General features: G+C 67.8%; 21 protein-coding genes. 16 read left to right on the forward strand and 5 right to left on the reverse strand.

The features are described 5' to 3' along the window. Positions 1 to 55: 55 nt before the first annotated feature. Positions 56 to 475 carry a DUF6628 family protein gene (locus ILT43_RS01605; protein WP_204193548.1) on the forward strand — a complete coding sequence of 140 codons (420 nt, stop codon included), beginning with the start codon at positions 56 to 58 and terminating at the stop codon, positions 473 to 475. A gap of 4 nt (positions 476 to 479) precedes the next feature. Here the strand turns inward: ILT43_RS01605 and ILT43_RS01610 are convergent, their stop codons facing one another. Further along, entirely contained in the window at positions 480 to 1,814 is a 1,335-nt protein-coding gene (locus ILT43_RS01610; RefSeq protein WP_239473845.1) for an AmpG family muropeptide MFS transporter, read from the reverse strand. Positions 1,815 to 1,848: 34 nt separating this feature from the next. Next, positions 1,849 to 2,292, reverse strand: coding sequence for a response regulator (locus tag ILT43_RS01615; protein ID WP_343283951.1), 444 nt, complete (start codon positions 2,290 to 2,292; stop codon positions 1,849 to 1,851). A gap of 104 nt (positions 2,293 to 2,396) precedes the next feature. Here ILT43_RS01615 and ILT43_RS01620 point away from each other — a divergent pair, with 104 nt between their 5' ends. Together ILT43_RS01620 and rsmD are read left to right on the forward strand one after the other, a co-directional pair. Continuing rightward, positions 2,397 to 4,154, forward strand: coding sequence for a pseudouridine synthase (locus tag ILT43_RS01620; protein WP_204193553.1), 1,758 nt, complete (start codon positions 2,397 to 2,399; stop codon positions 4,152 to 4,154). After that, entirely contained in the window at positions 4,154 to 4,693 is a 540-nt protein-coding gene (gene rsmD, locus ILT43_RS01625; protein ID WP_204193555.1) for a 16S rRNA (guanine(966)-N(2))-methyltransferase RsmD, read from the forward strand. Before ILT43_RS01620 ends, rsmD begins: the two co-directional genes overlap by 1 nt. Positions 4,694 to 4,806: 113 nt before the next feature. On the opposite strand, the gene ILT43_RS01630 is transcribed toward rsmD, so the two are convergent. Beyond that, positions 4,807 to 6,300: an MFS transporter gene (locus ILT43_RS01630; RefSeq protein WP_204193556.1), complete on the reverse strand. Its 1,494-nt coding sequence runs from the start codon at positions 6,298 to 6,300 to the stop codon at positions 4,807 to 4,809. Next, entirely contained in the window at positions 6,297 to 7,298 is a 1,002-nt protein-coding gene (locus ILT43_RS01635; protein ID WP_204193558.1) for a LacI family DNA-binding transcriptional regulator, read from the reverse strand. The genes ILT43_RS01630 and ILT43_RS01635 overlap by 4 nt, the downstream gene beginning before the upstream one ends. A 331-nt stretch (positions 7,299 to 7,629) precedes the next feature. Between ILT43_RS01635 and ILT43_RS01640 the strand changes: the two genes are divergently transcribed. The 13 genes from ILT43_RS01640 to virB11 all read left to right on the forward strand — a co-directional run bounded on the left by ILT43_RS01640 (position 7,630) and on the right by virB11 (position 24,687). After that, positions 7,630 to 10,515 carry a TonB-dependent receptor gene (locus tag ILT43_RS01640; protein WP_204193560.1) on the forward strand — a complete coding sequence of 962 codons (2,886 nt, stop codon included), beginning with the start codon at positions 7,630 to 7,632 and terminating at the stop codon, positions 10,513 to 10,515. A 100-nt stretch (positions 10,516 to 10,615) separates the two neighbouring features. Beyond that, positions 10,616 to 12,412 (forward strand): alpha-amylase family glycosyl hydrolase, encoded by a 1,797-nt coding sequence (locus ILT43_RS01645; protein ID WP_204193561.1) that lies wholly within the window; start codon positions 10,616 to 10,618, stop codon positions 12,410 to 12,412. 505 nt (positions 12,413 to 12,917) lie between these two features. Beyond that, positions 12,918 to 13,595, forward strand: a complete 678-nt coding sequence (locus ILT43_RS01650) for a thioredoxin domain-containing protein (RefSeq protein ID WP_204193563.1) — start codon at positions 12,918 to 12,920, stop codon at positions 13,593 to 13,595. Positions 13,596 to 13,608: 13 nt separating this feature from the next. Next, positions 13,609 to 16,227, forward strand: a complete 2,619-nt coding sequence (locus ILT43_RS01655; RefSeq protein ID WP_204193564.1) for a galactose oxidase-like domain-containing protein — start codon at positions 13,609 to 13,611, stop codon at positions 16,225 to 16,227. Further along, positions 16,227 to 16,856 (forward strand): SCO family protein, encoded by a 630-nt coding sequence (locus ILT43_RS01660; protein ID WP_204193565.1) that lies wholly within the window; start codon positions 16,227 to 16,229, stop codon positions 16,854 to 16,856. Before ILT43_RS01655 ends, ILT43_RS01660 begins: the two co-directional genes overlap by 1 nt. 93 nt (positions 16,857 to 16,949) lie before the next feature. Then, a complete protein-coding gene (locus tag ILT43_RS01665) occupies positions 16,950 to 17,267 on the forward strand; it encodes a TrbC/VirB2 family type IV secretion system protein (RefSeq protein ID WP_204193567.1) in 318 nt (105 codons plus the stop codon). A 25-nt stretch (positions 17,268 to 17,292) separates the two neighbouring features. Beyond that, positions 17,293 to 17,577 carry a VirB3 family type IV secretion system protein gene (locus ILT43_RS01670; RefSeq protein WP_204193568.1) on the forward strand — a complete coding sequence of 95 codons (285 nt, stop codon included), beginning with the start codon at positions 17,293 to 17,295 and terminating at the stop codon, positions 17,575 to 17,577. Further along, positions 17,550 to 19,952, forward strand: coding sequence for a VirB4 family type IV secretion/conjugal transfer ATPase (locus ILT43_RS01675; RefSeq protein ID WP_239473948.1), 2,403 nt, complete (start codon positions 17,550 to 17,552; stop codon positions 19,950 to 19,952). Before ILT43_RS01670 ends, ILT43_RS01675 begins: the two co-directional genes overlap by 28 nt. After that, positions 19,949 to 21,265 carry a type IV secretion system protein gene (locus ILT43_RS01680; RefSeq protein ID WP_204193572.1) on the forward strand — a complete coding sequence of 439 codons (1,317 nt, stop codon included), beginning with the start codon at positions 19,949 to 19,951 and terminating at the stop codon, positions 21,263 to 21,265. Before ILT43_RS01675 ends, ILT43_RS01680 begins: the two co-directional genes overlap by 4 nt. Beyond that, the gene (locus tag ILT43_RS01685; RefSeq protein ID WP_318293466.1) at positions 21,241 to 21,843 is read left to right on the forward strand and encodes a VirB8 family type IV secretion system protein; all 603 of its coding nucleotides are present in this window, start codon (positions 21,241 to 21,243) and stop codon (positions 21,841 to 21,843) included. The genes ILT43_RS01680 and ILT43_RS01685 overlap by 25 nt, the downstream gene beginning before the upstream one ends. Next, entirely contained in the window at positions 21,843 to 22,505 is a 663-nt protein-coding gene (locus ILT43_RS01690; RefSeq protein WP_204193573.1) for a TrbG/VirB9 family P-type conjugative transfer protein, read from the forward strand. Before ILT43_RS01685 ends, ILT43_RS01690 begins: the two co-directional genes overlap by 1 nt. Beyond that, positions 22,502 to 23,656 (forward strand): TrbI/VirB10 family protein, encoded by a 1,155-nt coding sequence (locus tag ILT43_RS01695; RefSeq protein ID WP_204193575.1) that lies wholly within the window; start codon positions 22,502 to 22,504, stop codon positions 23,654 to 23,656. The genes ILT43_RS01690 and ILT43_RS01695 overlap by 4 nt, the downstream gene beginning before the upstream one ends. After that, complete coding sequence (virB11, locus tag ILT43_RS01700; protein WP_204193583.1) at positions 23,653 to 24,687, forward strand: P-type DNA transfer ATPase VirB11; 1,035 nt, start codon at positions 23,653 to 23,655, stop codon at positions 24,685 to 24,687. The genes ILT43_RS01695 and virB11 overlap by 4 nt, the downstream gene beginning before the upstream one ends. On the opposite strand, the gene ILT43_RS01705 is transcribed toward virB11, so the two are convergent. Then, positions 24,684 to 26,042 (reverse strand): chloride channel protein, encoded by a 1,359-nt coding sequence (locus ILT43_RS01705; protein ID WP_204193585.1) that lies wholly within the window; start codon positions 26,040 to 26,042, stop codon positions 24,684 to 24,686. The two genes, virB11 and ILT43_RS01705, sit on opposite strands and share 4 nt — an antisense overlap. Between the last annotated feature and the right edge of the window lie 37 nt (positions 26,043 to 26,079).

Raw genomic sequence — 26,079 nt, forward strand, 5'->3', positions numbered from 1 at the left:
ATTGACTTGCAATAACGGATCGAAGACGTTGCCGGTATAGCTGCGGAGCAACGCCATGACCGACACCCTCGCCCTCCTGCCCCACACCCTGCCACACTGCCAGAATGCGCGGCTCGCGCTGTTCGCGATCCGCAGGATGGGGGCACACGGCCTGCACGATGCGTGCGCGGCGCACGGCATCTTCACGTCCTTCGGGCAGGATTTCCGTCGTCCGTTGATGCTCTTGCGGGCGCTGATGGCGGACCTCGCTGCTCATGCCGGCGGCACGATCGCCATCGCCCCCTGCTGTTGCGCGCGCATGACCTCCGCAGAGGCGGCGTTGCTGTCGATCCTGCACCGGATCGAGGTGGAGCCGATGCAGGCGCAGTTCCTGATGAGCGACCTGCTCGGCATCCGCCGGGTCGAGGGTCCGCTGATGGCGGCCGCCGCGGTCACCGCCGCCTTCGCCGATGCCGGCCGCCCGATCGCGGCCTGACCCGTCAATCCGCCCGCGCGTCACCCTCTCCGGCGACGCCTGCGCTGCCGATCGACCGATCGACCAGACCGTTGCGGCTCATCCACCAGAACAGCGCGACCCCCGGCAGCGCGAGCGCCGTCGTCAGCAGATAGAAATCGACATAGCCGAACCGCTCGATCAGCGCGCCGGCGGTCGTGCCTGTCACGATCCGGCCGACGATGCTTGCCGCCGCCGAGATCAGCGCGAACTGCGCGGCGGTGAAGCGCAGGTCGCACAGTGCGGAGAAGTACGCGATCACGACGACTCCGCCGAACCCGCTCGCCGCGTTCTCGAACCCGATCGCGCCCGCCATGCCCCAGTTGCTGTGACCTGCCGCCGCCAGCGCCGCGAACGACAGGTTGGACACTGCCATCAGCACGAGCGCGAGCAGCACCGAGCGCTTCATGCCCATCTTCGCATATAGCACGCCGCCGACGAATATCCCGACCAGATAGGCGATGAACCCGACGCCCACGTCGTAGAACGCGATCTCGTCGCCGGTGAAGCCAAGCTCGTCGAACAGCAGCCGCAGCGTCAGGTTCGCCAGCGTGTCGCCCACCTTGTGGATCAGGATGAAGAGCAGCACGAGCACCGCCCCCTCGCGCGCGAAGAACTGCACGAACGGGCCCCAGATCGCCTTCAGCCCCTCGGCGAAGCCGCGCCGCTCGACCGGCTCGCGCCGCCGCGGCGGCTCACCGAGCAGCAGCCCCGCCAGCATCGCCGGCAAGGCGAAGATGGCGCAGGCGAGGTACCCCGCGCTCCACCCGGCCCGCTCCGCCACGACCAGCGCCAGCGCACCTGCACCCGCCGATCCAATCCGCCAGCCATATTGGCTCATGCCCGATCCGACGCCGAGCTGGCGCGGCTCCAGCACTTCGATCCGGTACGCGTCGATGACGATGTCGAATGTCGCGCCGGCCGCGCCCACCAGAATGGCCGCGGTCGCCGCTGCGCCGATGCTGGCCGCCGGATCGACCAGCGCCAGATTGACGACCGCCGCGATCACCAGCACGCCCGCCAGGATCAGCCACGACACGCGTTGACCCAATCGGCCCAATACCGGCAGCCGGACGCCGTCGACCACCCACGCCCATAGCCATTTGAGATTGTAGACGAGGAAGGCGAGGCTGAACGCGGTAACGGTCTTCTTGTCGATCCCGTCCTGCGCCAGCCGCGTGGTCAGCGTCGCGCCGATCATCGCGTACGGAAAGCCCGACGAGATCCCGAGCGCCAGCGCTGCCAGCGGCTGCCGCTCCAGATACGGCGCCACCCCGTCCCGCCAGCCCGTCCGTTCCGTCATTCCCGCCCCTTCGCTCATTCGGGCAACAGCATAGCCGCGGCCCGCGCGAGCGTCACGCCGCTTCCGGCGATCCCGTTGCGAACAGCGTGAAGCCGGGCGGCAGGCGCTTCGGCGGCTTGCCCGCCATCCCCGCCTCGATTGCGCCGATCGCCGCGATCAGATCGCGTTGCCCATAGGGTTTGGACAGACACCCGGCGGCCAGTTCGACCGCCTCGGGCGGGCAAGCACCAGTGACGAACATCACCGCCACGCCGCGCGCACGCGCGGCACGCGCGACCTCTACGCCGGAGCCGTCGGCCAGATTGACGTCGACCAACACCAGATCGATAGCGTCGCCGCCGGACAGCACCGCAACGGCATCCGCGACGCGGTCCACCGTCGCAACAATCTCGAAATCGGCATCGGTCAGCACATGCTCGGCGTCGAACGCGACGAGGGGCTCATCCTCCACGACGAGGAGCCGGACGATCCGCCGTTTTTTCTTGCCGAACAACACGCCCGTCCGCCCGATCGTTACGCCCATGACGCATAACGCACTTCATTCGCAACGGACGCAAAGATTTTTCGCCTAGACGCGCAATCCGCAGTATTCGCCGCCGGATGACCACCGACAAGACCCAAGACGCTGCTCCCGAGAGCGATCGTCCCGAAGGCGACCGGATCGCCAAGCTGCTCGCCCGCGCCGGCATCGCTTCGCGCCGGGAGGTGGAACGGATGATCGAGGAGGGTCGCGTCGCGGTGGACGGCGAGGTGCTCGACACACCCGCCACCGTGCTGACCGATCTGGCCGGCGTCACGGTCGACGGCAAGCCGGTCGCAGCGCCGGAGCCGGCGCGGCTGTTCCTGTATCACAAGCCACCGGGGCTGCTCGTCACCGAGTGGGATCCCGCCGGCCGCCTGACGATCTACGACCGATTGCCCGCCGACCTGCCACGGCTGGTGCCCGTCGGCCGGCTCGATCTGGCGACGGAGGGGCTGTTGCTGCTGACCACGGACGGTGGGCTGAAGCGCACGCTGGAGCTACCCGCGACGGGCGTCGAGCGCACTTATCGCGCCCGCGCTTACGGAGAGATCACGCAGGCGCGGCTGGAGGAGTTGATCGACGGGATCGAGATCGAGGGTATGCGCTACGGCTCGATCGACGCCAATCTGGAGCGGCGAACGGGCGCGAACGTCTGGATCGAACTGACGCTGACCGAGGGCAAGAACCGCGAGGTCCGTCGCGTGCTGGAGTATCTCGGGCTTCAGGTTTCGCGCCTGATCCGCACCCGCTACGGCCCGTTCGTGCTCGGCGAGTTGCAGCCGAACGAGATCGGTGAGGCGCGCGGGGCCGATATCGCCACCTTCCGCCGCTCGCTGGAGGGTTCGAAGCGCGGCAAGGGTCAGGATCAGGCGATCGTCGAGGTCGCTGCACGCGTCGTTGCGCCACCGTCCGCTCCCCCCACGCCTGCGACCAGCCGCTCGGTCGAAACCGAGCGTCCGCGGCCGGAGCCGGTGCGCGTCGACCGCGGCGCGAAGCCGGCTGCCGGGTGGGGCAGCCGCACGCGCCCCAGCCGCCCTGCCGTCGAACCCGATGCCCCACGCACCCGCGGCCGCCCGCCGCTGCGTGACGGCGTCGAGGTGCGCGCGCCGCGTCCTGCTTCGGACGGCGAGCGCAGTGGCCGCTTCGTGCGCGACCGCGGCGACGCCGCGGCGCCACGTACCGGCGGCGGCTACCGCGGCGACGAAGCACGCCCGCCCCGCTCGCGCGCCGAGAGCGATCCGCGCGCCGGCCGTGATCGATCCGACGACAGGCCACGCAACGCGACGGGCAGCCGTCCGTTTGCCTCCCGTTCGGACGCCGCACAACGCCCGACACGATCGCGATCGGACAGCGATCCCCGCGCCGACAAGGAGCGGTCCGGCGACCGGTCGCGCGGCGGCAGCGGCAATCGTCCGTTCGGCTCGCGCGGCGACGGTGACCAGCGGCCGACGCGCTCCCGCACCGACAGCGATCCCCGTGCCTCTCGCGACCGGTCGGACGATCGGCCGCGTGCAGCATCGGGAAGCCGGCCTTTCGCCACCCGTTCCGACGATCAATCGCGCGCTCGCGGGCCTGCGCCCGGCAACCGCTCGTTCGGTGCTCGGACGGACGACCAGTCGCGGTCCCGCGGTCCCTCGAAAGGCCCGGCCGGTGGCCGCGGTCATCCGCCCCGCGCGAGTCAGGACGGCGAAGCGCGCGGCCGCCCGGACAGCGGTAAGCCGCCGGCGCGCAGTGGCGGCGGAGGCAAGGGTCCGGCGGGCGGTCGCGGACATCCGCCCCGAGGTCCGAAGGGGGGCGCCCCCAAGGGCTGCGCACCACGCGGAGGGAAGCGCTGATGCGGGTGATTTCCGGACAATGGCGTGGGCGTCCGCTCGTCGCGCCCAAGGGTGACGCGACCCGCCCGACCGCCGATCGCACGCGGGAGGCGCTGTTCTCGATGCTCACCAGCCGGCTCGGCAGCTTCGAAGGGCTGGCGGTGGCGGACCTGTTCGCCGGCTCCGGCGCGCTCGGAATCGAGGCGCTGTCGCGCGGCGCGGGGTCGTGCCTGTTCGTGGAGCAGGACCGGCCGGCGATCGACGCGCTCAAGGCCAATCTGGAGAAGCTCGGGGTGCGCGCCGACGTGCGGGCGACCTCCGCCCTCGCGCTCGGACCCGCGCCCGCCCCGCTCGATCTCGTGATGATGGACCCACCGTATGGCACCGGGGCGGCGCAGGTGGCACTCGACAAGCTCGGCCGCCTCGGCTGGTTCGGCCCCGCGACATGGATCAGCGTCGAAACCGCCAAGCAGGACGAACTGGACGTACCCGGCTTCACCGTCGACGCTTCCCGCGTTCACGGCAAGGCGAGGGTTACGCTGCTGCGCCGCGACGGGTGACCTAGCTTCTTGCTAGCTCTCCTCGGGAGGGGCTGGGGGAGGGTCTTTCCACCAGCGACACGCCCAAGGCTCCACCCCAGCCCTCCCTGTCAGGGGAGGGAGCAGGGACGCCCCTACCCCTCCACCGCATCCTCGCGCACGCGCAGCATCGACACCGCCGCCAGCGCCATCACCGCGGCGGCGAAGGCCATCGTCCAGATCGGCTCGGTCGGGAAGAAGTGCTTCATGATCGTGCCCATGATCGTCGCGACCAGCAATTGCGGCACGACCACGAATACATTGAACAACCCCATATAGATGCCCAGCTTACGCTGCGGCAGACTGGACGCCAAGATCGCGTAGGGCATAGCCAGGATCGACGCCCACGCGATGCCGATCCCCAACTCCGCCAGCAGCAACATCGCCGGCGTGCGGATCACGAAGAACGACAGGAACGACGCCGCACCGATCGCCAGCGCAGCGGCATGCGTCCGAACCTTGCCGAACCGCCGTGCGACCGGCTGCAACAGGAACGCCGCCACGATCGCCGCCACGAAATTGTACGCGGCGAACATGATCCCGACCCAGTTGCCGCCCTGATTATACGCCTCGCTGGCGGGATCGGCCGACCCATAGACATACTGGGCAACAACGGGCGTCGTATAGATCCACATGATGAACAACGCCGACCAGGTGAAGAACTGCGTCAGCGCCAGCCGCTTCATGATCGGTGGCATGCCGGAGAAATCGCCGACGATGTTGGTCAACAAATTGTCGCGGCTGCCCCTCGCATAGAGCGCCCCCGCTGCGAGCCGCGCGATCCCGTAGAACGCGACCAGTCCGCCGAGCAGGTACAACTCCTTCTCCAGCCGCAGCACCGCGACGATTGACGCCAGCACCAGCCCGGCGGCGATCCAGACCACGCCGCCGATCGTGGAGGCAGGCGGTACCGGCGGCACGTCATGCGCGCCGAGTTCATGCCCCTCGAACGCCGCGAGTTCGGCGGGACTGTATTCGCGCGTGGTCAGCACGGTCCACAACACCGACGCCAGCAGCGCCGCACCACCTAGGTAGAACGACCACAATACCGTTTCCGGAATACCGCCGCCCGGCTGAAAATTGCGCACCCCGAACCGGTCGAGGATATACGGCGTCGCCGACCCGACCACCGCGCCCGCGCCAATGAACGCGGTCTGGAGCGCGTAGCCGGCGGTATGCTGATCCTTGCGCAGCATGTCGCCGACGAAGGCACGGAACGGTTCCATCGCGATGTTGAGCGACGCGTCGAGCATCCACAGCAGCATCGCCGCCGCCAGCAGGCCCGGTGCGTTCGGCATCCCGATCAGCGCCAGCGCCGCCAGCACCGCACCCGCGAAGAAATAGGGTCGCCGGCGCCCGAACCGCCCCCACGTCCGGTCGGAATAATGGCCGATGATCGGCTGCACCAGCAGCCCGGTCAGCGGCGCGGCGATCCACAGCACCGCGAGATTGTCCAGGCTCTCGCCCAGCGACTGGAAGATGCGGCTCATATTCGCGTTCTGGAGCGCGAAGCCGATCTGGATGCCGAAGAAGCCGAACGAGATGTTCCACAGTCCCGCGAATCCCTGCCGCGGCTTTTCGGTCGTCATGCACGATCCTTGCGGGTCACGGAGGAACCTCGGACGACGAGCCGCGTCGGCAGGATCATGCTCGCCGCCGCTTCCCCACGGATACGCGCGAGCAGCAGTTCGACCAGTCGCCGGCCCGCCGCGGCGGCATCCTGCACGACGGTCGTCAGTGGCGGATTGGCGAAACTGGCCGCCGGAATGTCGTCGAAGCCGACGACGGCGATGTCGTGCGGCACCGCCAACCCCGCCTCCGCCAGCACGCGCATCGCGGCGAGCGCGATCAGGTCGCTCGCCGCGACGATGCCGTCGAACGGCAAGCCCCGCGCCAGCAGTTCCCGCGCCGCCCGCGTCCCATCGTCCTCGGTGGAGATCGACGCGATCTGAAGCCGCGGATCAGGGCTCAGGCCCGCCTCCGCCAACGCCTGCGCATAACCCGCATGCCGGTCGTGGAATTCCGGATAATGGTCGGTCGCGTCGCCCAGAAAGGCGATCCGGCGCCGCCCCTGTTCCAGCAGGTGCCGCGACGCCGCCAGCCCGCCCGCGATATTGTCGCACCCCAGCGTCAGCCCCGGCTGTCCCGGCTGCACCGATCCCCAGCGCACGAAGTGCGTCCCGTGGCCGACCAGCGTCACCAAGCGCTGATGATATTGCGCATAGTCACCGTACCCCAGCAGGATCAGTCCGTCGGCGCGGTGGCTGTCCTCGTAATCGGTGTGCCAGTCGCTCGACAGTTGCTGGAACGACACGAGCAAATCATAGCCATGCTCCGCGCATGCGCTCATGATCGACCCCAGCATCGCGAGGAAGAACGGATTTATGAGCGTATCGTCCGGCGACGGATCGCGGAACAGCAGCAGCGCGATCGTCCGTGTCGTGCCGGAGCGCAGGTTCGATGCCGCGCGGTCCACGGTGTAGTTCAGTTGCTTGGCGATCGCCTCGATCCGCTGGCGGGTCGAGGAACTGACGGTCGGACTGCCCCGCAGCGCGCGCGAAACGGTCGGCTGCGACACCCCGGCCAAGTGCGCGATATCAAACGAAGTGGCTTTGCGTTGACCGGACAAACTCAGGGCACCCTCTCCCCACGTCCGCTCTCTCGACGGCGACCGCGCGCGGAAAAGAACAGCGCAGAATGGCCCGGAGGTCAACGTCCTCGACCGGTGCGCACCTCAATTATCACATAATTGATCGTAGCATGACGTGGGTTGTGGCCGCACCGCAACAACGGGTTGCATAAAAGTTGAATACGTATGCCGCAGCCTTTCGCAAATCCGACGCGCAATCCATTGCGGCGCCATGCATTCGCCCACGGCGCGAGAGACGCCACGGGTACCAAGGGGGAGGATTTCGACGATGGCTTCTACACGCTCGTTCTCGTTCGGCGCGACGCTGAACCTGACCGCCAGTGCCGGCGCACTCGGTGCCGCACTGTTGCTGATCGGCACCGGCAGCGCCCAGGCGCAGCAGACCACGGCGGTGCCGGACCCGGCATCCAGTTCCAGCACCGCCGCCAATCCGAACGAAGCCGCCAGCGCGCCCGATCAGCAGGCCGCCAACGCCGCCGTTACCGGTGACGTAACGCCGGCCCAGAACGAAGCCGTCGCACAGGCCGCGGCGCAGACGGTGCAGGATGCGGGTGGGACTCAGGAGGACGCGGAGATCGTCGTCACCGGCTTCCGCCGCAGCCTCGAGAATGCCGTCGCCGAGAAGAAGACGCGCGATCAGGTGATCGAGTCGGTGTCGGCCGAAGACATCGGCAAGCTGCCCGACGCTTCGATCGCCGAGTCGATCGCCCGCCTGCCCGGCGTCACGTCGCAGCGGATCGCCGGCCGTTCGAACTCCATCTCGATCCGCGGCTTCGCCCCCGATTTCTCCACCACGCTGCTCAACGGCCGCGAGCAGACCTCGACGGGTGACAATCGCGCGGTCGAGTATGACCAATATCCCGCCGAAGTCGTCAATCAGGTACTGATCTACAAGACGGCCAATGCCGGCCTGATCGGTCAGGGCCTGTCGGGCACCGTCGATCTGCGCACGATCCGGCCGCTGGAATATGGTCGCCGGGTGTTCTCGGTCGGCGCGCGCGGCACCTATGCCGATGCCGGCAAGCTCAACGCGGGCTCCAAGGATCTTGGCTACCGCGCGACGGCAACGTACGTCGACCAGTTCGCGAACGACACGGTCGGGGTCGCGCTGTCGGCATCGTATCTCGACGAGCCGTACCAAATCCAGGAATTCAACGCCTGGGGCTATGCCACCGGTACACGCGTCGGCGACACGGCGCAGACGTCGGTGATCGGCGGGTCCAAGTCCTACGTCACCTCCACCACGTTGAAGCGTCTCGGCATCTCGGGCACGTTGCAGTGGAAGCCGATTCCGGAACTGGTCACCACGTTCGACGGCTTCTTCTCCGACTTCAAGGACGACCAGATCAAGCGCGGCATCGAGCTGCCGCTGGCGTTCGGCGGCGGATCGGGCACGATCTTCAACCCGACACAGACCAACTCGACCGTGTCGAACGGCCTCATCACCTCGGGCACGTTCGAGAACGTGCAGGGCGTGGTCCGTAACGATGCGTTCGAGCGCAAGGCGAAGCTGTACTCGTTCGGCTACAACGCCAAATACACCGGCGACGATGGCTGGAACGCGCAGATCGACGTCAGCTATTCGCGGACCAACCGCCGCGAGCTGAGCTTCGAAAGCTATAGCGGCACCGGCTATGGTCAGGCACTCGGCGCAACCGACAATATCGGCTTCACCAGTGGCAATTCGGGCACGTTCTTCGATCCCACGCTCGACTATTCCGACCCCAACCTGATCCTCCTGACCGACCCCCTCGGCTGGGGCGGCGCGAACGCGCAGGCGGCGTATCTCAACGATCGTGAGGTCACCGACTCGATCCGCCAGTACCGGACCGAGATCGAGAAGGAGATAGACTCGCCGATTAGCGCGATGCGCTTCGGCCTGAACTACACGCGCCACTCGAAGTCGCTGGTCCCGAACGAGTTCATCCTGCGCCTCGCCAACGGTGCGTTGCAGCAGCGGATTCCGGACAAATACATCAAAGAGTCGACCGACCAGTCGTATCTGGGTCTTGGGCCGATGCTGTCCTACGATCCGCGCGAGTTGCTGGCGGACGGCATCTTCGGCGCCACGCCCAACTTCAATCAGGATGTCGCGACCAAAGCGTTCCGCGTCCGTGAGGACCTGATGACCGCCTATGTCCAGTCGGACCTGCGCGTGCCCGTCGGCACTGCGGAACTGACCGGCAATGCCGGTGTGCAGGTCGTGCATACCGAGCAGAAGTCGTCGGGCCTCGTCTCGAACGGCGTCGGCTTCAACAACGTGACGCGGGGCGACGACTATTTCGACGTGCTGCCCAGCATCAACCTGTCGCTGCGCCTTGCCAACGACATCGTCATCCGCGCAGCGGCGGCCCGCCAGATGCAGCGGCCGAGGATGGACGACATGCGCGTGGCGCTCGGTTATGGCTTCGACGCCAACCAGCAGATCCTGAACGGCAGCGGCGGCAATCCGTACCTCCGCCCGATCCGCTCCAACTCGTACGACGTGACGATCGAGAAGTATTTCGGCAACCGCGGCTATCTGGCGGCGCAGGGTTTCTACAAGGACCTGAAAAGCTTCGTCTACAATCAGGAAACCGCGTTCAACTACAGCGGCTACACCTTGCCGACGACGGCACCTGCCAACACCCCGCTGATCGGTCTCGCCACGATCCCGATCAACGGAGAGGGCGGCAGCATCTACGGCGCGGAGCTGGCCGGCACCTTGCCACTGGGCGAGATCGTCAAGTTCCTCGACGGCTTCGGCGTGACGGGCGGCGGGTCCTACACCAAGACCAAGATCGTCCCGACGCCGGGCGGCAATGCGGAAGATATCCCGGGCTATTCGCGTTGGGTCGCCAATGGCACCGCCTATTTCGAGAAGTGGGGCCTGAACATGCGCGGCAGCGTGCGGTACCGCTCGACCTTCGTCGGCGAACTGTCGGGCTTCGCCGCCAACCGCGTGCGCCGTCGCGCGCTGGACGAGCTGATCGTCGACGCCCAGATCGGCTACGACTTCAGCGGCGGCATGTTCAACGGGCTATCCGTCTATGTTCAGGGCCAGAATTTGACCGACGAGCCGTTCGTCACGCTCAATGGCGGCGTTCGTAATCAAGTCATCGATTATCAAAAGTACGGTCGCCGCTATCTTGCGGGCTTCAGTTACAAGTTCTGAGCCACTATAGCTCCGCGGATCGGGTCCAACCCCCGATGCACCTCCGGACCCGGCGAGCGGCGCAACCGCGCGCCGGGTCTTTTTTGGTTAAGGTCTTTCCATGAAGGCTCTCGCACTTCTCGCCGCCACGCTGCTGGCCACCCCCGTCGCCGCCCAGGACTATCGCCAGCGCCTGCCGCAGGACGAGGTCATCTATTTCGTGCTGCCCGACCGGTTCGAGAATGCCGATCCCGCCAACGATCGCGGCGGCCTGACCGGCGACCGGCTCAAGACCGGGTTCGATCCGGCGGCCAAGGGCTTCTACCACGGCGGCGATCTGAAGGGGCTGACGAAGCGGCTCGGCTACATCCAGTCGCTGGGTGCGACGGCGCTCTGGGTTGGCCCGATCTTCAAGAACAAGCCGGTGCAGGGTCCCAAGGGGCAGGAATCCGCCGGCTACCACGGCTATTGGATCACCGACTTCACACAGGTCGATCCGCACCTCGGCACCAACGCCGACTTCAAGACGCTGGCCGATGCCGCCCACGCTCGCGGGATGAAGGTCTATATGGACATCATCGCCAACCACACCGCCGACGTGATCCAGTATCGCGAATGCGGCGAGGGCAGCGAATGCCCCTATCGCGACCGCGCCACCTATCCCTATCAGCGGCGCGGCGGCGTCGGCGGACCTGCCATCAACGCCGGCTTCGCCGGTGACGCGGTACAGACGCCGGAGAACTTCGCCCGGCTCACCGATCCCACCTACGCCTACACCCCCTATGTTCCCGCCGCCGAGCGGACGGTGAAGGTGCCGGCGTGGCTGAACGACGTCACCCTTTATCACAACCGCGGCAACACGCTGTTCCGCAACGAGAGTTCGGACACGGGCGACTTCTCGGGCCTCGACGACCTGATGACCGAGAACCCGAAGGTGATCGCCGGTATGATCGACATCTTCGGCGGCTGGATCGACCGGTTCGGCGTCGACGGTTTCCGTATCGACACCGCCAAGCACGTGAACGCCGCCTTCTGGCAGAGCTTCGTCCCCGCAATGCAGGCGCGCGCAAGGGCGAACGGCATCCCCAACTTCCACATCTTCGGCGAAGTCACCGCCGGGATGGAGCCGGGCTATCTCGCGCGCTGGACGAAGATCGCCGACTATCCGGCCGTCCTCGACTTCGCGTTCCAGAATGCGGTGATGCAGACGGTGGCGGAGAACAAGCCGACCAGCGTGCTCGCAGCCCTGTTCGAGGGCGACGTGCTGTACGCGAAGGAACAGGCGACTGCGCACATCCTGCCGACCTTCCTCGGCAACCACGATCAGGGGCGGTTCGGTCGCTGGGTCCGGCTCGGCAATCCGCAGGCATCCGACGACGAGGTGCTGAAGCGCACGATGCTGGGCAATGCGATGCTGCTGACGCTGCGCGGAGTGCCGACGATCTATTATGGCGACGAACAGGGGTTCGCCGGCGACGGCAATGATCAGGACGCGCGAGAGGATATGTTCGCCAGCAAGGTCGCGACCTACAACGACAACACGCTGATCGGGTCGAAGGCGACCACCGCAACCGCCAATTTCGACCAGCGCCAGCCGCTCTATCGCCAGATCGCCGAACTGGCGAAGCTGCGCGTCGCCACCCCTGCCCTTACTCGCGGGCGACAGGTAACACGGGCGGGTGGCGACGGCCCCGGCTTCTTCGCCGTGTCGCGCTTCGATCCCGACACCGGCCGCGAAGTGGTGGTGGCGTTCAACACCTCCCCCCAGCCGCTCACGCAGGCGGTGCAGGTGGAGGTCGGCTCCTCCGCCTTTACGACGCTCGCGGGATCCTGCACCGCCAGGGCCAGCGCGCCGGGCAGCCTCGTCCTGACCCTACCCGCATTCGCTTATGCGGTGTGCGCCGCGACGGGGAAGTAACCGGCCCCCGGATACTCGCTCTCGGGGCTCGGGGGTCCTGAACAGGTCCCTATTGACACGCAATGCGATGCGGCTCTCCACGAGAGTCAGGATGGCTGATGCTGGGCCCGACGGATGCATCCGCGCGAACACTCGCCTACTGAGTCTCGGTCATCCGGTATCGCTGACGGTCAGGACCTGTTCCGTGCTTCCGACCGACAACCCGCTAGGTTGGCGTTCGACTCCCGAGCGTAATCAATGTCGACCCATTTTGGCACAGGGTGGGTTGCTCGGCGAAGCTGCAAAGGAACGGGCCCCGTCCTCGATGGAGGATCGCGCATATCGACGAATATACATAGCAAACGTACCGCCTTGAATTCTAACGACCAACTGCAACTCAGGCACTCTTGGCGCTCAGCACCTTCTCGATATACGTAAGTAATGGATGTCATAACGGGACATCTTAACCATGAATGTCCCTTTCCCGATATAGCTATGATCGTCATTGCATCCTGACTTCGATTGGATGTGGGCGAGCTGGCAAATGAATACGCAGAAAGCAGGTGTGTATATCGATCGTCGGTTGCTGGCACTTGCGACGGCTTTGCTGTTCCCCACGACCCCCGCATGGTCGCAACTCCATACGCCGGAACCAAATACGTGCCTGCCTGCGGTATTTTCGCTAAGCGGCGCGGACCGGCCGACCGACCAAAACGGCCGTGTCGTCTCTCCTGACCGGTTTGGCGGCACGACCGTCGTGATGACGCTGGTCCCGCCATCCTGCGACACGACGTGCGCGATGCGGATGATCGACCTCGACAAGATCGCACGCCGACGCGGCGCCGGGCTCACCCATCCGGTCGCGTTCGTCGCGGTGGCTACGGCCGGAGCCGGCGATCGGGCCGCCCTCCGCAGGACGATGGCTACATGGAAGCTCGACCGGGCGCGGTGGACGATGGTGGGCGCATCGCCGCTCGCCACCCGGACTATCATGCGACGTATCGACATCGCGCCCGACGGTGCGACGGAGCCATCTCACGTCGTCTTGTTGTTCGACGCCGCCGGCACCCTGCGCCAGCGCTACGCCGGCAACCCCGTCGATCGTGAGCGACTGATCCGGGAAATCGCCATCGTCGACTCGCTCGTGCCGGTGCCGACGGCCGCCCCGACCCGGTCTTCGACCTGCATCGCGCCCACGCTCTAAGGAACGTTCCTCCATGCTCCCCACCACGCCCCCGCCCCGGTGCCGCGCCGCCCGCCGCGGGTTCCTGTTCGCCACCGCCGCGTCGGCCATGCTCGTGCCCGCGATCGCATCGGCTCAACAATTTCCGGTCGTCGTCGCGCAGGTCCAGGACCCGGCGATGCAGAACCTCGCCATTCCAGAGGGCGCGGACGTCCACGGCATGTGGTCGGGAGTCAAGGATTGGCCGCTGATCGGCATCCATTCCGCGCTGCTGCCCAACGGCAAGGTCGTGACCTATGGCTCGCCCAACGGCACCGCGGCACAGAGCGGACGGGTGTACGATATCTGGGACCCCACGCGCGGCTTCGGCCGCGAAAGCCATCTGACCCTGACCGGGGTGGCGGACGTGGACAGCTTCTGCTCGGCAGCCACCTTTCTCGACGACGGATCGTTGCTGATCGCCGGCGGCATCTTCTCGGAGGGCAACGACCGCGGCAGCGTCCTCGTCGACCAGACCGGATCGTCGCTGCGCGGGCTCGGCCGCAACATGGCCTATGATCGCTACTACGCGACGATGGTCACGTTGAACGATGGCCGCCCGTTGATCGTCGGTGGCTCCTATCCGTATCAGGACGTGAACAACTTCGTCCCCGAAGTGTACAACCCCAATGGCTGGGCCAGCCTGTTCGGCGCTGCCGACACGCTGGTCTTCTCCCGCGCGGAGGGACGCTTCTGGTACCCGCACGTCTGGCAGGCACCGAACGGTCGCGTGTTCGGCATTTCCACCGAGCAATTATGGTGGATGGACCCGCAGGGTAACGGCAGCATCGCGCGCGCCGGCGTGCTGAAGCGGGCGCACACCTACGACCGCATCCCCGCCAACCAGTTGCCGAATGTCGGTCCGACCTCCACCGCCGTCATGTTCGACGTCGGCCGTGTGCTGCAGCTTGGCGGCAATGGGCAACAGAACGGCGACGCCACCTACTCCAGCAGCGCCGCAACGGTGATCGACATCAACGGAGCCGCACCGGTCCAGCGTGAAGCGGCGCCGATGATCCACGGTCGCCAATGGGCGAACGCGATCGTGCTGCCGACCGGCACCGTCATGGTCAATGGCGGCTCGCTCTGGGGGGACGAAGCCGGCTGGAGCGACGCACGACCGGTGGAACTTTGGGACAAGAACACCAATGCGTGGACGCTGGGCGCGGCGGCGGGCGTTTATCGCGGCTATCACTCGTCGTCGTTGTTGCTGACCAACGGCACGGTGCTGACCAGCGGCGGCGGGGTGCCCGGCCCGGTCGTCAACCTCAACTCGGAAATCTACTATCCACCTTATCTGTTCCAGCGCGTGAACGGCCGCATGCAGCTCGCCCCGCGTCCGCAGATCGTCAGCCTCCAGACCACCAAGCTGAACCACGGACAGTCGGCGCAGGTGGAAATGGCGAACGCCAACCCGATCCGGTCCGTATCGCTCGTTCGCCTCGGTCAGGACACGCACAGCTTCGACAGCGGGCAGCGCTACATTCCTGCGACCTATTTCCAAACCGGCGCAGTCCTGACGGTGCAGGCGCCTGCCTCGACCTCCGTCGCACCGCCCGGCTACTATATGCTCGTCGCGGCCGATGCCGACGGCGTCCCCTCGACAGGTGTCATCGTTGCGATCGGCGGCGCGATCACCGCACCGCCGGGCGTTCCCCGCGCCCCCGTCGGGTCGATCTCCAATGCCGCCAATGCCGCGCTGACCGGCGGCGGCACGACGGTCGACGGGCCCAGCTACGAATGGCGCAACTGCGCGGGCGAAGGCGGCACCTGCAACGGTCCGGCGGGATCGACGATGCGCTACGGAGTCGGCGATCTCTGGTCGCTGCGCGCGAACAGCACGTCGATCCTCTGTTCGGTCAACGCGTTCGGCGACCCGGCACCGAACCGCGGCAAGACCTGCCAGATCATGGTACCGCTCAACCCCGGCGTGACCCGCGCACCCGCCGCACAGGTGCCGAACCCGCCCCCGGCGCCGGGCCCCGGTCCGACCCCTCCCCTGCCGGCGGGGTCGTGGAGCGCGTGTGCGCGGGAAGGCCAGACCTGCACGGTGCCGACGAGCACGACGCTGCGCTACGGTGCCAACGGCACCTATGTCGTCCGGACGGTCACCGGCGCAACGGCCTGCAACAACGAGGTCTTCGGCGATCCGCTCGTCGGCGTGGTGAAGGGCTGCGACCGGTTTGTGCCGGAAGCGACGCCGACGCCCACGCCGGGTGGCGGTACGCCGCTGCTCGCCGGGGCATGGACGATGTGCGCCGGTGAGGGCGAACGCTGCGTCGCCCCGGCCGGTGCGACGATCCGGTTCGGCGCCAACGGCCTTTACGCGGTCCTGACCAACACCGGCACGGTGGCGTGCGCCAACGGCGTCTTCGGCGACCCCGTCAAGGGAACGGTGAAGCGGTGTGACGTCGCACCCGCCGCCGTCTGGGCCGCCTGCGGGAACGAGGGCGGTCAATGCGACCTGCCTGCCGGGGCGATGATCCGCTACGGCGCCGGCACCCGTTGGGCGACGCTGGTGGCGAAGGGCGTGACCGCCTGCACGAATGTCGTATTCGGCGATCCGGTGCCCGGCACCGTGAAGGCATGCCAGCGCCTGATCGCCGCCAACTGATGTCGGTCGCACGATATCGCGGCAAGCTCCGCCTTGCCGTCGGGGCTTGGATGCTCGCCGTGCTGACGGGAACGATGCTGGCCGCAACGGCTCCCGGCTGGAGCATGCCTGCCGACACGGCTGCGTCCGCGGCGCGCTTCGGCGGTTTCGTCGACCAGTCGGGCCGGGCGTTCGCCCCGGCACGACTGGCTGGCAAGGCCGTGCTGCTGAACTTCATCTTTGCCGGCTGCGGCACGACGTGTCCCGTGCAGACGGCGGAACTTGCGGCGACACTGAAGGCGATGCCGCCCTCGATACGCCGATCGGTCCGGATCGTGTCGATCACCGTCGATCCGGCGAACGACACGCCCGTAGCGCTGCGACGCTATGCGGAGGCGCGCGGTATCCGGGGTGGTGAGTGGGCGTTCCTGACAGGGAATCCCGCCGGCATGATACGGCTGGCGCGAATCTACAATGCGGTGGGTACGGCCAACGGCAGGGTCGCCGAGTCGATGCACAGTACCGACGTCGTGCTGCTGAACGGCGCCGGTCGCACGATCCGCCGTTATCGCGCGCTGCCGCTCAACAAGGCCCGGGTGATCCAAGACCTTGAAATGCTGACGCAGTTCCCGTCGCTGCAACGGCAATAAACCGCAGGAATCCGCCATTTCCCCTCGCGCGGTTAACGATATCGTCAGCAACCTGGATTAGGAACCGGCTGCCAGTCGCAAGGAAGTCAGCCGATGCCGTTCCGTCCCATTCACCTCGCGACCGCGCTCGCCGCGCTGGTCCAAGCCACCGCGGTGGCGGCGCAGGATTACGACGCCGATCCGCAGGGGTCGGGAGCGATCGTGGGTGCGGTGCGGTGGTTGCAGGGGACGCTGCTGGGCACAGTCGCCACGACGGTTTCGATCATCGCGGTCGCCGTCGTCGGCCTGTTGATGCTCACCGGACGGCTGAACTGGCGCTACGGCGTGACCGTCGTCGTCGGCTGCTTCATCCTGTTCGGCGCCGCCAGCATCGTCGGCGGCATCCAGACCGCCGCGCAAAGCGGCCTCTGAGCGGCCGGCCGGGGAGCGACAGGCGATGGAAGGGGTCGGCAGCGACATGCTGTTCAAGGCGCTGACGCGGCCGCAGATGGTGCTCGGCGTGCCTTACGGTTTCATCATCGGCAACGTCATCGTCGTCGCCGAGCTATTCCTGCTCATCAAGTCGTTCTGGGTCCTCGCAATCGGCATCGCCGCGCATTGTGCCGGGTGGCTGGCCTGCCTGCGCGAGCCGCGCCTGATCGACATCTGGCTGGTCCGCATCCGCCGGACGCCCCGCAACCGCAATTTCGCGATCTGGCATTGCAACTCCTACCGCCCCTGAGCCGCCGCAAGGATGCGGCCGATCGCGAGACGTCGGCGGGCAGTCGCCTGCCATACGTCGCGCAGATCGACGATCATACGATATTGCTGCGCGACGGCCGTCTGATGCAGGTCGTCCGGCTGGACGGATTCCTGTTCGAAACGGCGGACAGCGCCGAACTCGATCACCGCAAGGATCTGCGCGACGCGATGCTGCAGGCGATCGGATCGTCGCGCTTCGCTCTCTATCACCACATCCCTCGCCGTCCCGCACCGTCGTCGCTCGGCGGGCGCTTCGACGACGTGTTCAGCGAATTCGTCGACGATCGGTGGCGGGAAAGGCTGGCATCGCGGCGGCTGTTCGGCAACGAACTCTACGTCGCAATCGTCTGCCGTCCCGCCGCCGCCGGACCGCTGGGAGGAGCCGGCCTGCCGCTGCTCGGCGGGTGGCGGGATCGCCAGCGGGCGAACCGTGCGGCGGAGATGCAGGCCCTGAACGCGGCGCGTGACGCCCTGATCGCGGCGCTGGGGGCGTACGGGCCGCATCTGCTCACCAGCTACGATCGCGACGGCGTGTCGTATTCGGAACCGCTGGAATATCTCGCTGCGCTCTACAACGGCCCTGCCCGTCCGGTCCGCCTGCCGGAGGGCGATGTCGGGGAATATCTACCGTATCGCCGGATCAGCTTCGGCGCCCGGACGGCGGAGCTGTCGGACGCCGCCGGCATGCCGCGCCGGTTCGTCGGCATCGTATCGATCAAGGAATATCCGGGCCGCACCGCGCCCGGCATGCTCGACGACCTGATGCGGCTGCCGTTCGACATGACCGTCTCGCAAAGCTTCGCCTTCGCCGAGCGCGGCAGTGCGCTCAGCCGCATCAACCTGTCGGTACGCCGGATGCGCGCCGCTGACGACGAGGCGATCGGACTGCGTGCCGAACTGGAACAGGCGCGCGATGCGGTGGCCTCGGGTCGTGCGGCGTTCGGCGAACATCACCTGACGATCGCCGTCAACGGCGAGTCCGCGCACGAGGTCGACGCCGGCTGCGCTGAAATACAGGCCGCGCTGTCCGATCTCGGCATCATCGCCGTGCGCGAAGATATCGGGCTGGAGGCGGCGTTCTGGGCACAGATGCCCGGCAACTTCGCGTACATCGCGCGGCGCGGCCTGGTGTCGAGCCGCAACTTCGCCAGCCTGGCGAGCTGGCATAATTTTCCGGTCGGCCGCGCCACCGACAATCACTGGGGCGATGCCGTTGCGATCCTGGAGACGACGGCGGCGGGACCCTATCACTTCAACTTTCACGACGGCGATCTCGGCAACTTCACGATCATCGGTCCCTCGGGATCGGGCAAGACGGTGGTGCTGAACTTCCTGCTGGCGCAGGCACGACGGCACCGCCCGCGCATTGCGTATTTCGACAAGGATCGCGGGTCGGAACTGTTCTTGCGATCGATCGGCGGCCACTACGACGTCCTGCGGCCGGGGCAGCCCGCCGGCCTGAAGCCGCTGGCCTTACCCGACAGTGCCGTCAATCGCCGGTTCCTGCTCGGCTGGCTGACGCGCCTGCTCGCGCCCGACCGGCCGCTGTCCGCCGAGGAGAGCGCGACGCTGCGCGAAGCGATCGAGATCAACATGGCCGCGGCACCGGAATATCGGCGGATGAGCGCCTTCGCCCAATTGCTGCGCGGATCGACGCGGCCCGATGCCGACGATCTCTACACGCGTCTGCAACCGTGGTGGGGACGCGGTCAGCACGCATGGCTGTTCGACAATGCGGACGATGCGGTGTCGATCGACGCGGAGGTCGTCGGCTTCGACATGACTCACATCCTCGACGATCCGATCACGCGGACGCCGGCGATGATGTACCTGTTCCACCGGATCGAGGAGCGGCTGGACGGCACCCCCACGATCATCGTCGTCGACGAGGGTTGGAAGGCGCTGGATGACGATGCCTTCGTGGCGCAGATCCGCGATTGGGAAAAGACGATCCGCAAACGCAACGGCATCGTCGGCTTCGCCACGCAGAGCGCCGAAGACGCGCTGTCCAGCCGCATCGCCTCCGCGATCGTGGAACAGGCCGCCACGCAGATTTTCATGCCCAATCCCAAGGCGCGGGTGGAGGATTATTGCGACGGCTTCGGCCTCAGCCGGCACGAGCATGAACTGGTCCGGTCGATGCCCGCATCGGCGCACGCCTTCCTGATCCGGCATGGACGCCATAGCGTCGTCGCCCGCCTCGATCTGGGCGACGAGCCGGAGATGCTGACGATCCTGTCGGGCCGCGAGACAACCGTACGCCGGCTCGACGCCTTGCGCGCGCAGGTCGGTGACGATCCTGTCGACTGGATGCCGCGCCTGCTGAAGACCGACATGGCGGAGGCATCCGCATGAGCGTCGCAGCCTGCCTGCCCGGTTCCGGCGGGGAATCCCCGATCGGCGACCTGCTGGCGCTGACCGACTGCCGCGCCGCCGCGCTCGGTGCGGGCGGGTACCAGGCGATCGGTGATGGCGGCTGGTTCGCCGCGGTCCTGACCGGGCTTCTGACCGTCGCCGTGGCTTTGCAAGGCTATCGCCTGTTGGTCGGTCGTGTCCCCGATCTCGATGCCGGGCTGTCGATGATCGTGCGGATCGGCATGGCGATCGCGCTCGCGAGCAGCACGGCGGCCTATGGCACGCTCGTCTACCGCGTTGCGACCGAGGGGCCGTTCGAAGTTTCTTCCCGTCTGACCGGGGCGGCGGGCCTCGCCACCGGCGATCTGCCCGGCCGCCTCGACCGCCTCTACACGGCGATCCGCCTCGATCCGGAAACACGCGGACGTCTGGCAAGCGGCGGTAACGCGGTGGCGATGCGGACGCCCGCAATGACGGGCGACGCGGCGCAGCGCACGGCCGCGACCGCGCTCGTCGTCGTATCCGCCGGGCCTTGGATCGCGGTCCGCCTGACGATGGCATTTCTGCTGGCGCTCGGCCCGCTGGCGGCGACGCTGCTGCTGTTCGATGCGACGCTGGGCCTGTTTCGCAACTGGCTGCGCGCCGTTGCTGGCGGTGCGCTGTCGCTGACCGGACTGGCCGTCGCGATCCCGCTGGAGCTGGAGGCGCTGGAACCCATCGTCGCGCGAGCCGGCGTCGGCACGCCGGATTATATCGCGATCGCCGCGGTGCTGGGCGTCTTCGCGCTCCTGTCCGGTGGCATCCTGTTCGCGGCGGCTCGCGTGACCGCCGTCGTACCGCTCGCGCCGAGCCGCTCGCCGACGAAGGCTGGCGACGACCGTGCGCCCGTGGCTGCCGTCATGCCGTTCGGACCACCGCCCACGACGGTGATCGCCGCTCCGGCACAGCATGCGGCCGCGCCTCCTTCGCTCCAGCGCTCGCATGCCGCGTCCGTCACCAACGCGCTCGCTGCGGCGGCGCGGCGCAGCAGCCCGGCCGCCGTCACGATCCACCAGGGCCACACGGGGACCGCATCGCGCCGGATCAGCGTGCCGTCCCGCGCTCCGCTGCCGCCGCTCGCCCTGGCCGGTACCGGGGCCGCTTCCGCACATCGAAGCATGCCGACGCTACGCTCGCCATCCAACAGGAGTTCGCGCCGACGACCGACCGGGCCGAATATTACGAGACGGCGACCGCCTGGGCGCAGGACCGTCAGCGCGACCTGCTCCGCTCTCGCCGGGTCGCCTGGATCGCCGCCGGTGGGATTGCGGTGATCGCCGGCCTCGAAGCGTTGGCGCTGGCGATGCTGCTGCCGCTCAAGCACACCGAAACGGTGGCGATGCTCGTCGATCGCACCACCGGGTATACGCAGGTCATCGATCCCGCCGCGCCGCGCCGCGTCCGTGCGGACCGCGCGTTGCTCAACAGCCTGCTCGCCCAATACGTCGCCGCGCGCGAAGGATTTGACCGCGCCACCACCAACGACGCCTATCGCAGGGTCGCCCTCTGGTCGTTCGGCCCGGCCCGGGCGAGTTATCTGCGCGCGACGGACAGCCGCAACACGGACGTGGTGGCGGCGCGCCCCGGCCCCGGACAGATCGTCGACATCCGGATCAAGAGCGTATCGCTGCTGTCCCCCCGCAACGCGCTGGTCCGGTTCGAGGCGACGACCCGTGGTCGCGACGGGATCGGCACCGGTTCGCGGTCCTGGATCAGCGTCATCGGCTTCCGCTTCGCCGAAGGCGCGATGGCGGTCGAGGATCAGTACCTGAACCCTCTCGGCTTCCAGGTGACCTCCTATCGCCGTGATGCCGAGGCACCCGAACTCCCCGCACAGGGAGACGTGATGTGATGGGGCTGCTACCAATCGCCTTGATGCAGGCGGTGGCGATGGTGGTGCCGACACCGGCTGCCGATCCCCATCTTCAGACCGTAACCTATGACGAGGGTCGCATCGTGCCGCTCCGCATCGCGCCGGGCTTCGTCGCCACCGTCGTCTTTGCCGATGACGAGCGGATCGAGAACGTCGCCATCGGCAATCCCGGCGGCTGGCAGGTGACGCCGAACAAGCGCGGCGACCATCTGTTCGTCCGCGCCCTTCAGGACGGCGGATTGACCAATCTGGAGGTCGTCACCGATCGCCGCCATTACAGTTTCCTGCTGTCTACCAGCAGCGCGGGCGATCCCACCACGGCGTTCGTCCTGCGGTTCGACCATGTACCGGACCGCTCGGGCACCCCGGCTCCGCCGCTGACGTCGGGCCGCTACACGGTATCCGGTGCCCGCGCGATCCGCCCCGCGGCGATCGGCGACGACGGACGGACGACGCGCATCTGCTGGCCCGCCAAAACTGCGATTCCGGCGATCTTCTCGCGCGACGATGCAGGACGGGAACGGCTCGCCGACAGCCGCATGGAGGACGGCTGCTCCGTGATCCAGAGCATCGCCGCCCGCTACCGCTTCGTGGCCGGCGACGCACAGGCGGCGGCGCAGCGGCGGATACCAAAGCCATGAGCGATACCGCGGATCGTCCTGCTCCGCCGGAGGTCGATGCGCGTCCCGTCGTCGGCCTGCCACGCAGCGGGATGTCGACGACGGCGATCGGCGCAGGTGCCGCCTGCGCGACGATGCTGCTGCTCGTGATGCTCAACATCGACCGCCCCACCCTCGATCAGCCATTGCTCGCAACCAGCGGGACATCGAACTTCGGCGTGCCGCCGCGCCGTGCCGAACGATCGGCGACGTCACCCGGGTGGGACGCTGCGGACGAAGCGGCTACGCGTGATCCGATGGCGATACCCCGGTCCCGCTATCTCTTCGTCGGCGACGATCGCGGCGGATACGGGCGCACGGGGTCGTCGCTGTCGACCGCTGGCGGCTATCCGCCTGCTGCCGGCGCCTCGCCAGCCCCCTACACGCCGCCCCCGCCCTATGTCCCCGGACAGCCGTTCGGACCCGCTGCCGCGTCGGGGCCGGGCAGCACCGAACCCGCGACAACATCTCCGCTCGTCATCGACATCGATCGTGATGCAGCAGCGCCCCGTGGCGCGACCGCCAGCGCACCGGGGACGCTCGACGGCCCTGCCGGCACCACGCGCGCGATCCGGGCTGCGTTGATCGCGAACCGTTCAAGCCTGGTGATCGAGGGCACGATCATCACCGCGACATTGGAAACGGCAATCGACTCGACCCGTCCCGGCGCGATCCGTGCGACGGTGGCGGAAGACGTCCGCGGCTTCGATGGCCGGCGCATCCTGATCCCGCGTGGCGCGCGACTGATCGGCGAGTATCGCGCCGACGTGCAAAGCGGCCAGCGTCGCGTCCTTGCCACCTGGACGCGGCTGATCCGGCCGGATGGTGTCGCCGTCCTGATCGCCGCTCCCGCCGCGGACGCGATGGGGGGTGCCGGCATCCCCGGCCGCGTCCAGAGCAACTTCCTGCAACGCTTCGCGTCCGCCGTGCTTCAGTCGGCGCTCAACGTCGGCGTCAATCTGGCATCACGTACCAACGGCAGCACGGTCATCGTCGGACCGATCGGCGGCAACATGGGGCAGGTCCTGCCCACGCCGGAGGCCCGCCGCAGCATCACCGTCGCAGCCGGAAAGCCCGTCGCAGTGTTCGTGGCCCGCGATCTCGACTTCTCCGACGTACCGGGCTGGCGATGACGCTTCACGTCCCGATCGTCATACCCCCGTTGCCGCTGGCGTCACCAACGCCGCCGCCGACTCCCGATTACCTCGACGCGTTCCTGGCACCGCTGCGACCATTGCTCGACCTGCCCGATGTCACCGACCTGTACGTCAATCAGCCGGGAGAGGTCTGGATGGACCGGCTCGGTCGGCCCACCAGCCGTTTCGTCGTGCCCGACCTGACCGACGATGCCCTGTGGTATCTTGCCCGCCAGGTCGCTCGCGTTTCCCATCAGGGGATCAGCCGCGCACACCCGATCCTGTCCGCCACCCTGCCGGCCGGCGAACGCATGCAGGTCGTCGCACCGCCCGCCACCCGCGGCGGCATGGCGATCGCGATCCGCAAACAAGCCTGCGCCGCAATGACACTGGCGGATTATCGACGATCGAGCGCCTTTGCCGCCACGCGCCACAGCAGTGCCCCCGCCGATGCGGCCTTGCGAGGCTTGTACGCGGCGGGCGATTTCGCGGGTTTTCTCGGCGCGGCGGTCAAGGCGCGCAAGACGATCCTGATCGCCGGCGGCACCGCGACGGGCAAGACCACGTTCGCCAACGCCCTGATCCGGGAAATCCCGTCGGACGAACGCCTGATCGCGATCGAAGACACGCCCGAAGTCGTGTTCGATCATCCCAACATGGTCGGCCTGATCGGTGTTCGCGGCACCCAAGGCGAAAGCGCGGCCGGTGCAGAGGCGTTGCTGCAAGCCTCGCTTCGGATGCGCCCCAGCCGCATCCTGCTGGGAGAATTGCGCGGCGCGGAGGCGTTCACCTTCCTGCGGGCCGTCAACACGGGCCATCCCGGTTCGATCACGACCATCCACGCCGACAGCGCAGACCTCGCGGTCGAGCAACTCGCGCTGCTGGTTCTCGAAGCGGGGATCAAGCTCGATCGGGCCGATGTCGCCGCCTATGTCCGCAAGGTCGTCGACGTCTTCGTCCAGCTCGATCGCAGCGGGGGCGTCCACAGCGTACGGTCGGTTGAATGGCCGGCTGGGGCCGGTCGTTAAACGCGGCCGGTGCTGGCAGTGGCTGGAGCCGCCGCTGACGGTTTGGTCGCGAAGGTGGCGGACAGCCCGTGATACAGCTTCTCGCGGCAGACGCCCATGCTTGCCCAGTCGGCGATGAAGGCCGTGGCGAACATCGGCAGCATCAGGCCACGGCTGGCGGTCGTCTCGGACAGGATGATGACCGCGGTCAGCGGCGCGCGAACGACCCCGGTGAAATAGGCGACCATCCCCAGGATCACGACCGCCGCCGCCGGCTCGCCCGGAAACGCGGCGCGCAGCAGGTTGCCGACGCCTGCCCCGACCCCCAGACTCGGCGCGAAGATACCGCCTGGCAGCCCGGCGACCGCCGTCGCGAGGGTCGCGAGCAGCTTGGCCGGCCCGAACCACAGGGGCGCATCCGCCCCGACGATCATCGCCCGCGCCGCGCCATATCCGGTGCCCCAGGTCAGCCCGGTGAACACGCCCAGCACAGCCACGACGCCGCCGCAGCCTCCCGCGAACAGCACCGGCCGCGCCTTGCTCCACCGCGTGATGCCGTGCCGCCCCGTCGCCAGCGTCAGCACCGCGCGCGAGAAGCCACCCCCCGCCAGTCCGCCGACGATCCCCGCCACCGGCACCACGATCAACGCTCCCGCGGTCGGCAGATGCGCGCCGATCGCGCCGAAGTACACGTAATCGCCCGCCAGGCTCTGCGCGACCATGCCGGCGATGACGATCGACGACAGCACCATCAGCGTCATCCGCTGCTCGTACGCGGCGGCGAGTTCCTCGATCGCGAACAGCACCCCCGCCAGCGGCGTGTTGAACGCGGCGGCGACGCCCGCCGCACCGCTGGCGATCACCACCGAGCTTTTCAGCGTCACCCGCATCAGCCGGTGGCTCAAACCCATCACCGCCGCCGCGATCTGCACCGTGGGTCCCTCGCGTCCCACGCTCGCGCCGCACAGCACCGCGCCCAGCGTCAGCAGCGCCTTGCCGACGACGGTACGGACGGCAATCAGCCCGCCGGTCGCCGCCACCGGGTCGCTGCGCGCCGCCATCACCTGCGGAATGCCGGAACCGCGCGCCAGCGGCACCCAGCGCCGCGTGATCCAGACGAGCGCCATGAACCCCAGCGGGGTCGTCAGCAGCGGTACCCAACGATATCGCTTCGCAAATCCGCCGAACATTTCGCCCGCGGCGTCCGACGCCTGCGCGAACAGCACCGCCGCGATCCCGATCGCCACCGCGCCGGCGATGACCGCGATCCGCCGCCGGAAGCGCACCGACGTCGGCCCCCGTGACCGCAGCAGCGCCCGAAAGCGCGACGGCGTCCAGCGTTTCGCGGTGGGGGTGATCGGAGACGGGTCGGGCACGCCCCCGTTTAGGCGTCCACGTCGCCGCGCGTCACCC

The organism is Sphingomonas longa (genome assembly GCF_016892685.1).
GTDB lineage: Bacteria > Pseudomonadota > Alphaproteobacteria > Sphingomonadales > Sphingomonadaceae > Sphingomonas > Sphingomonas longa.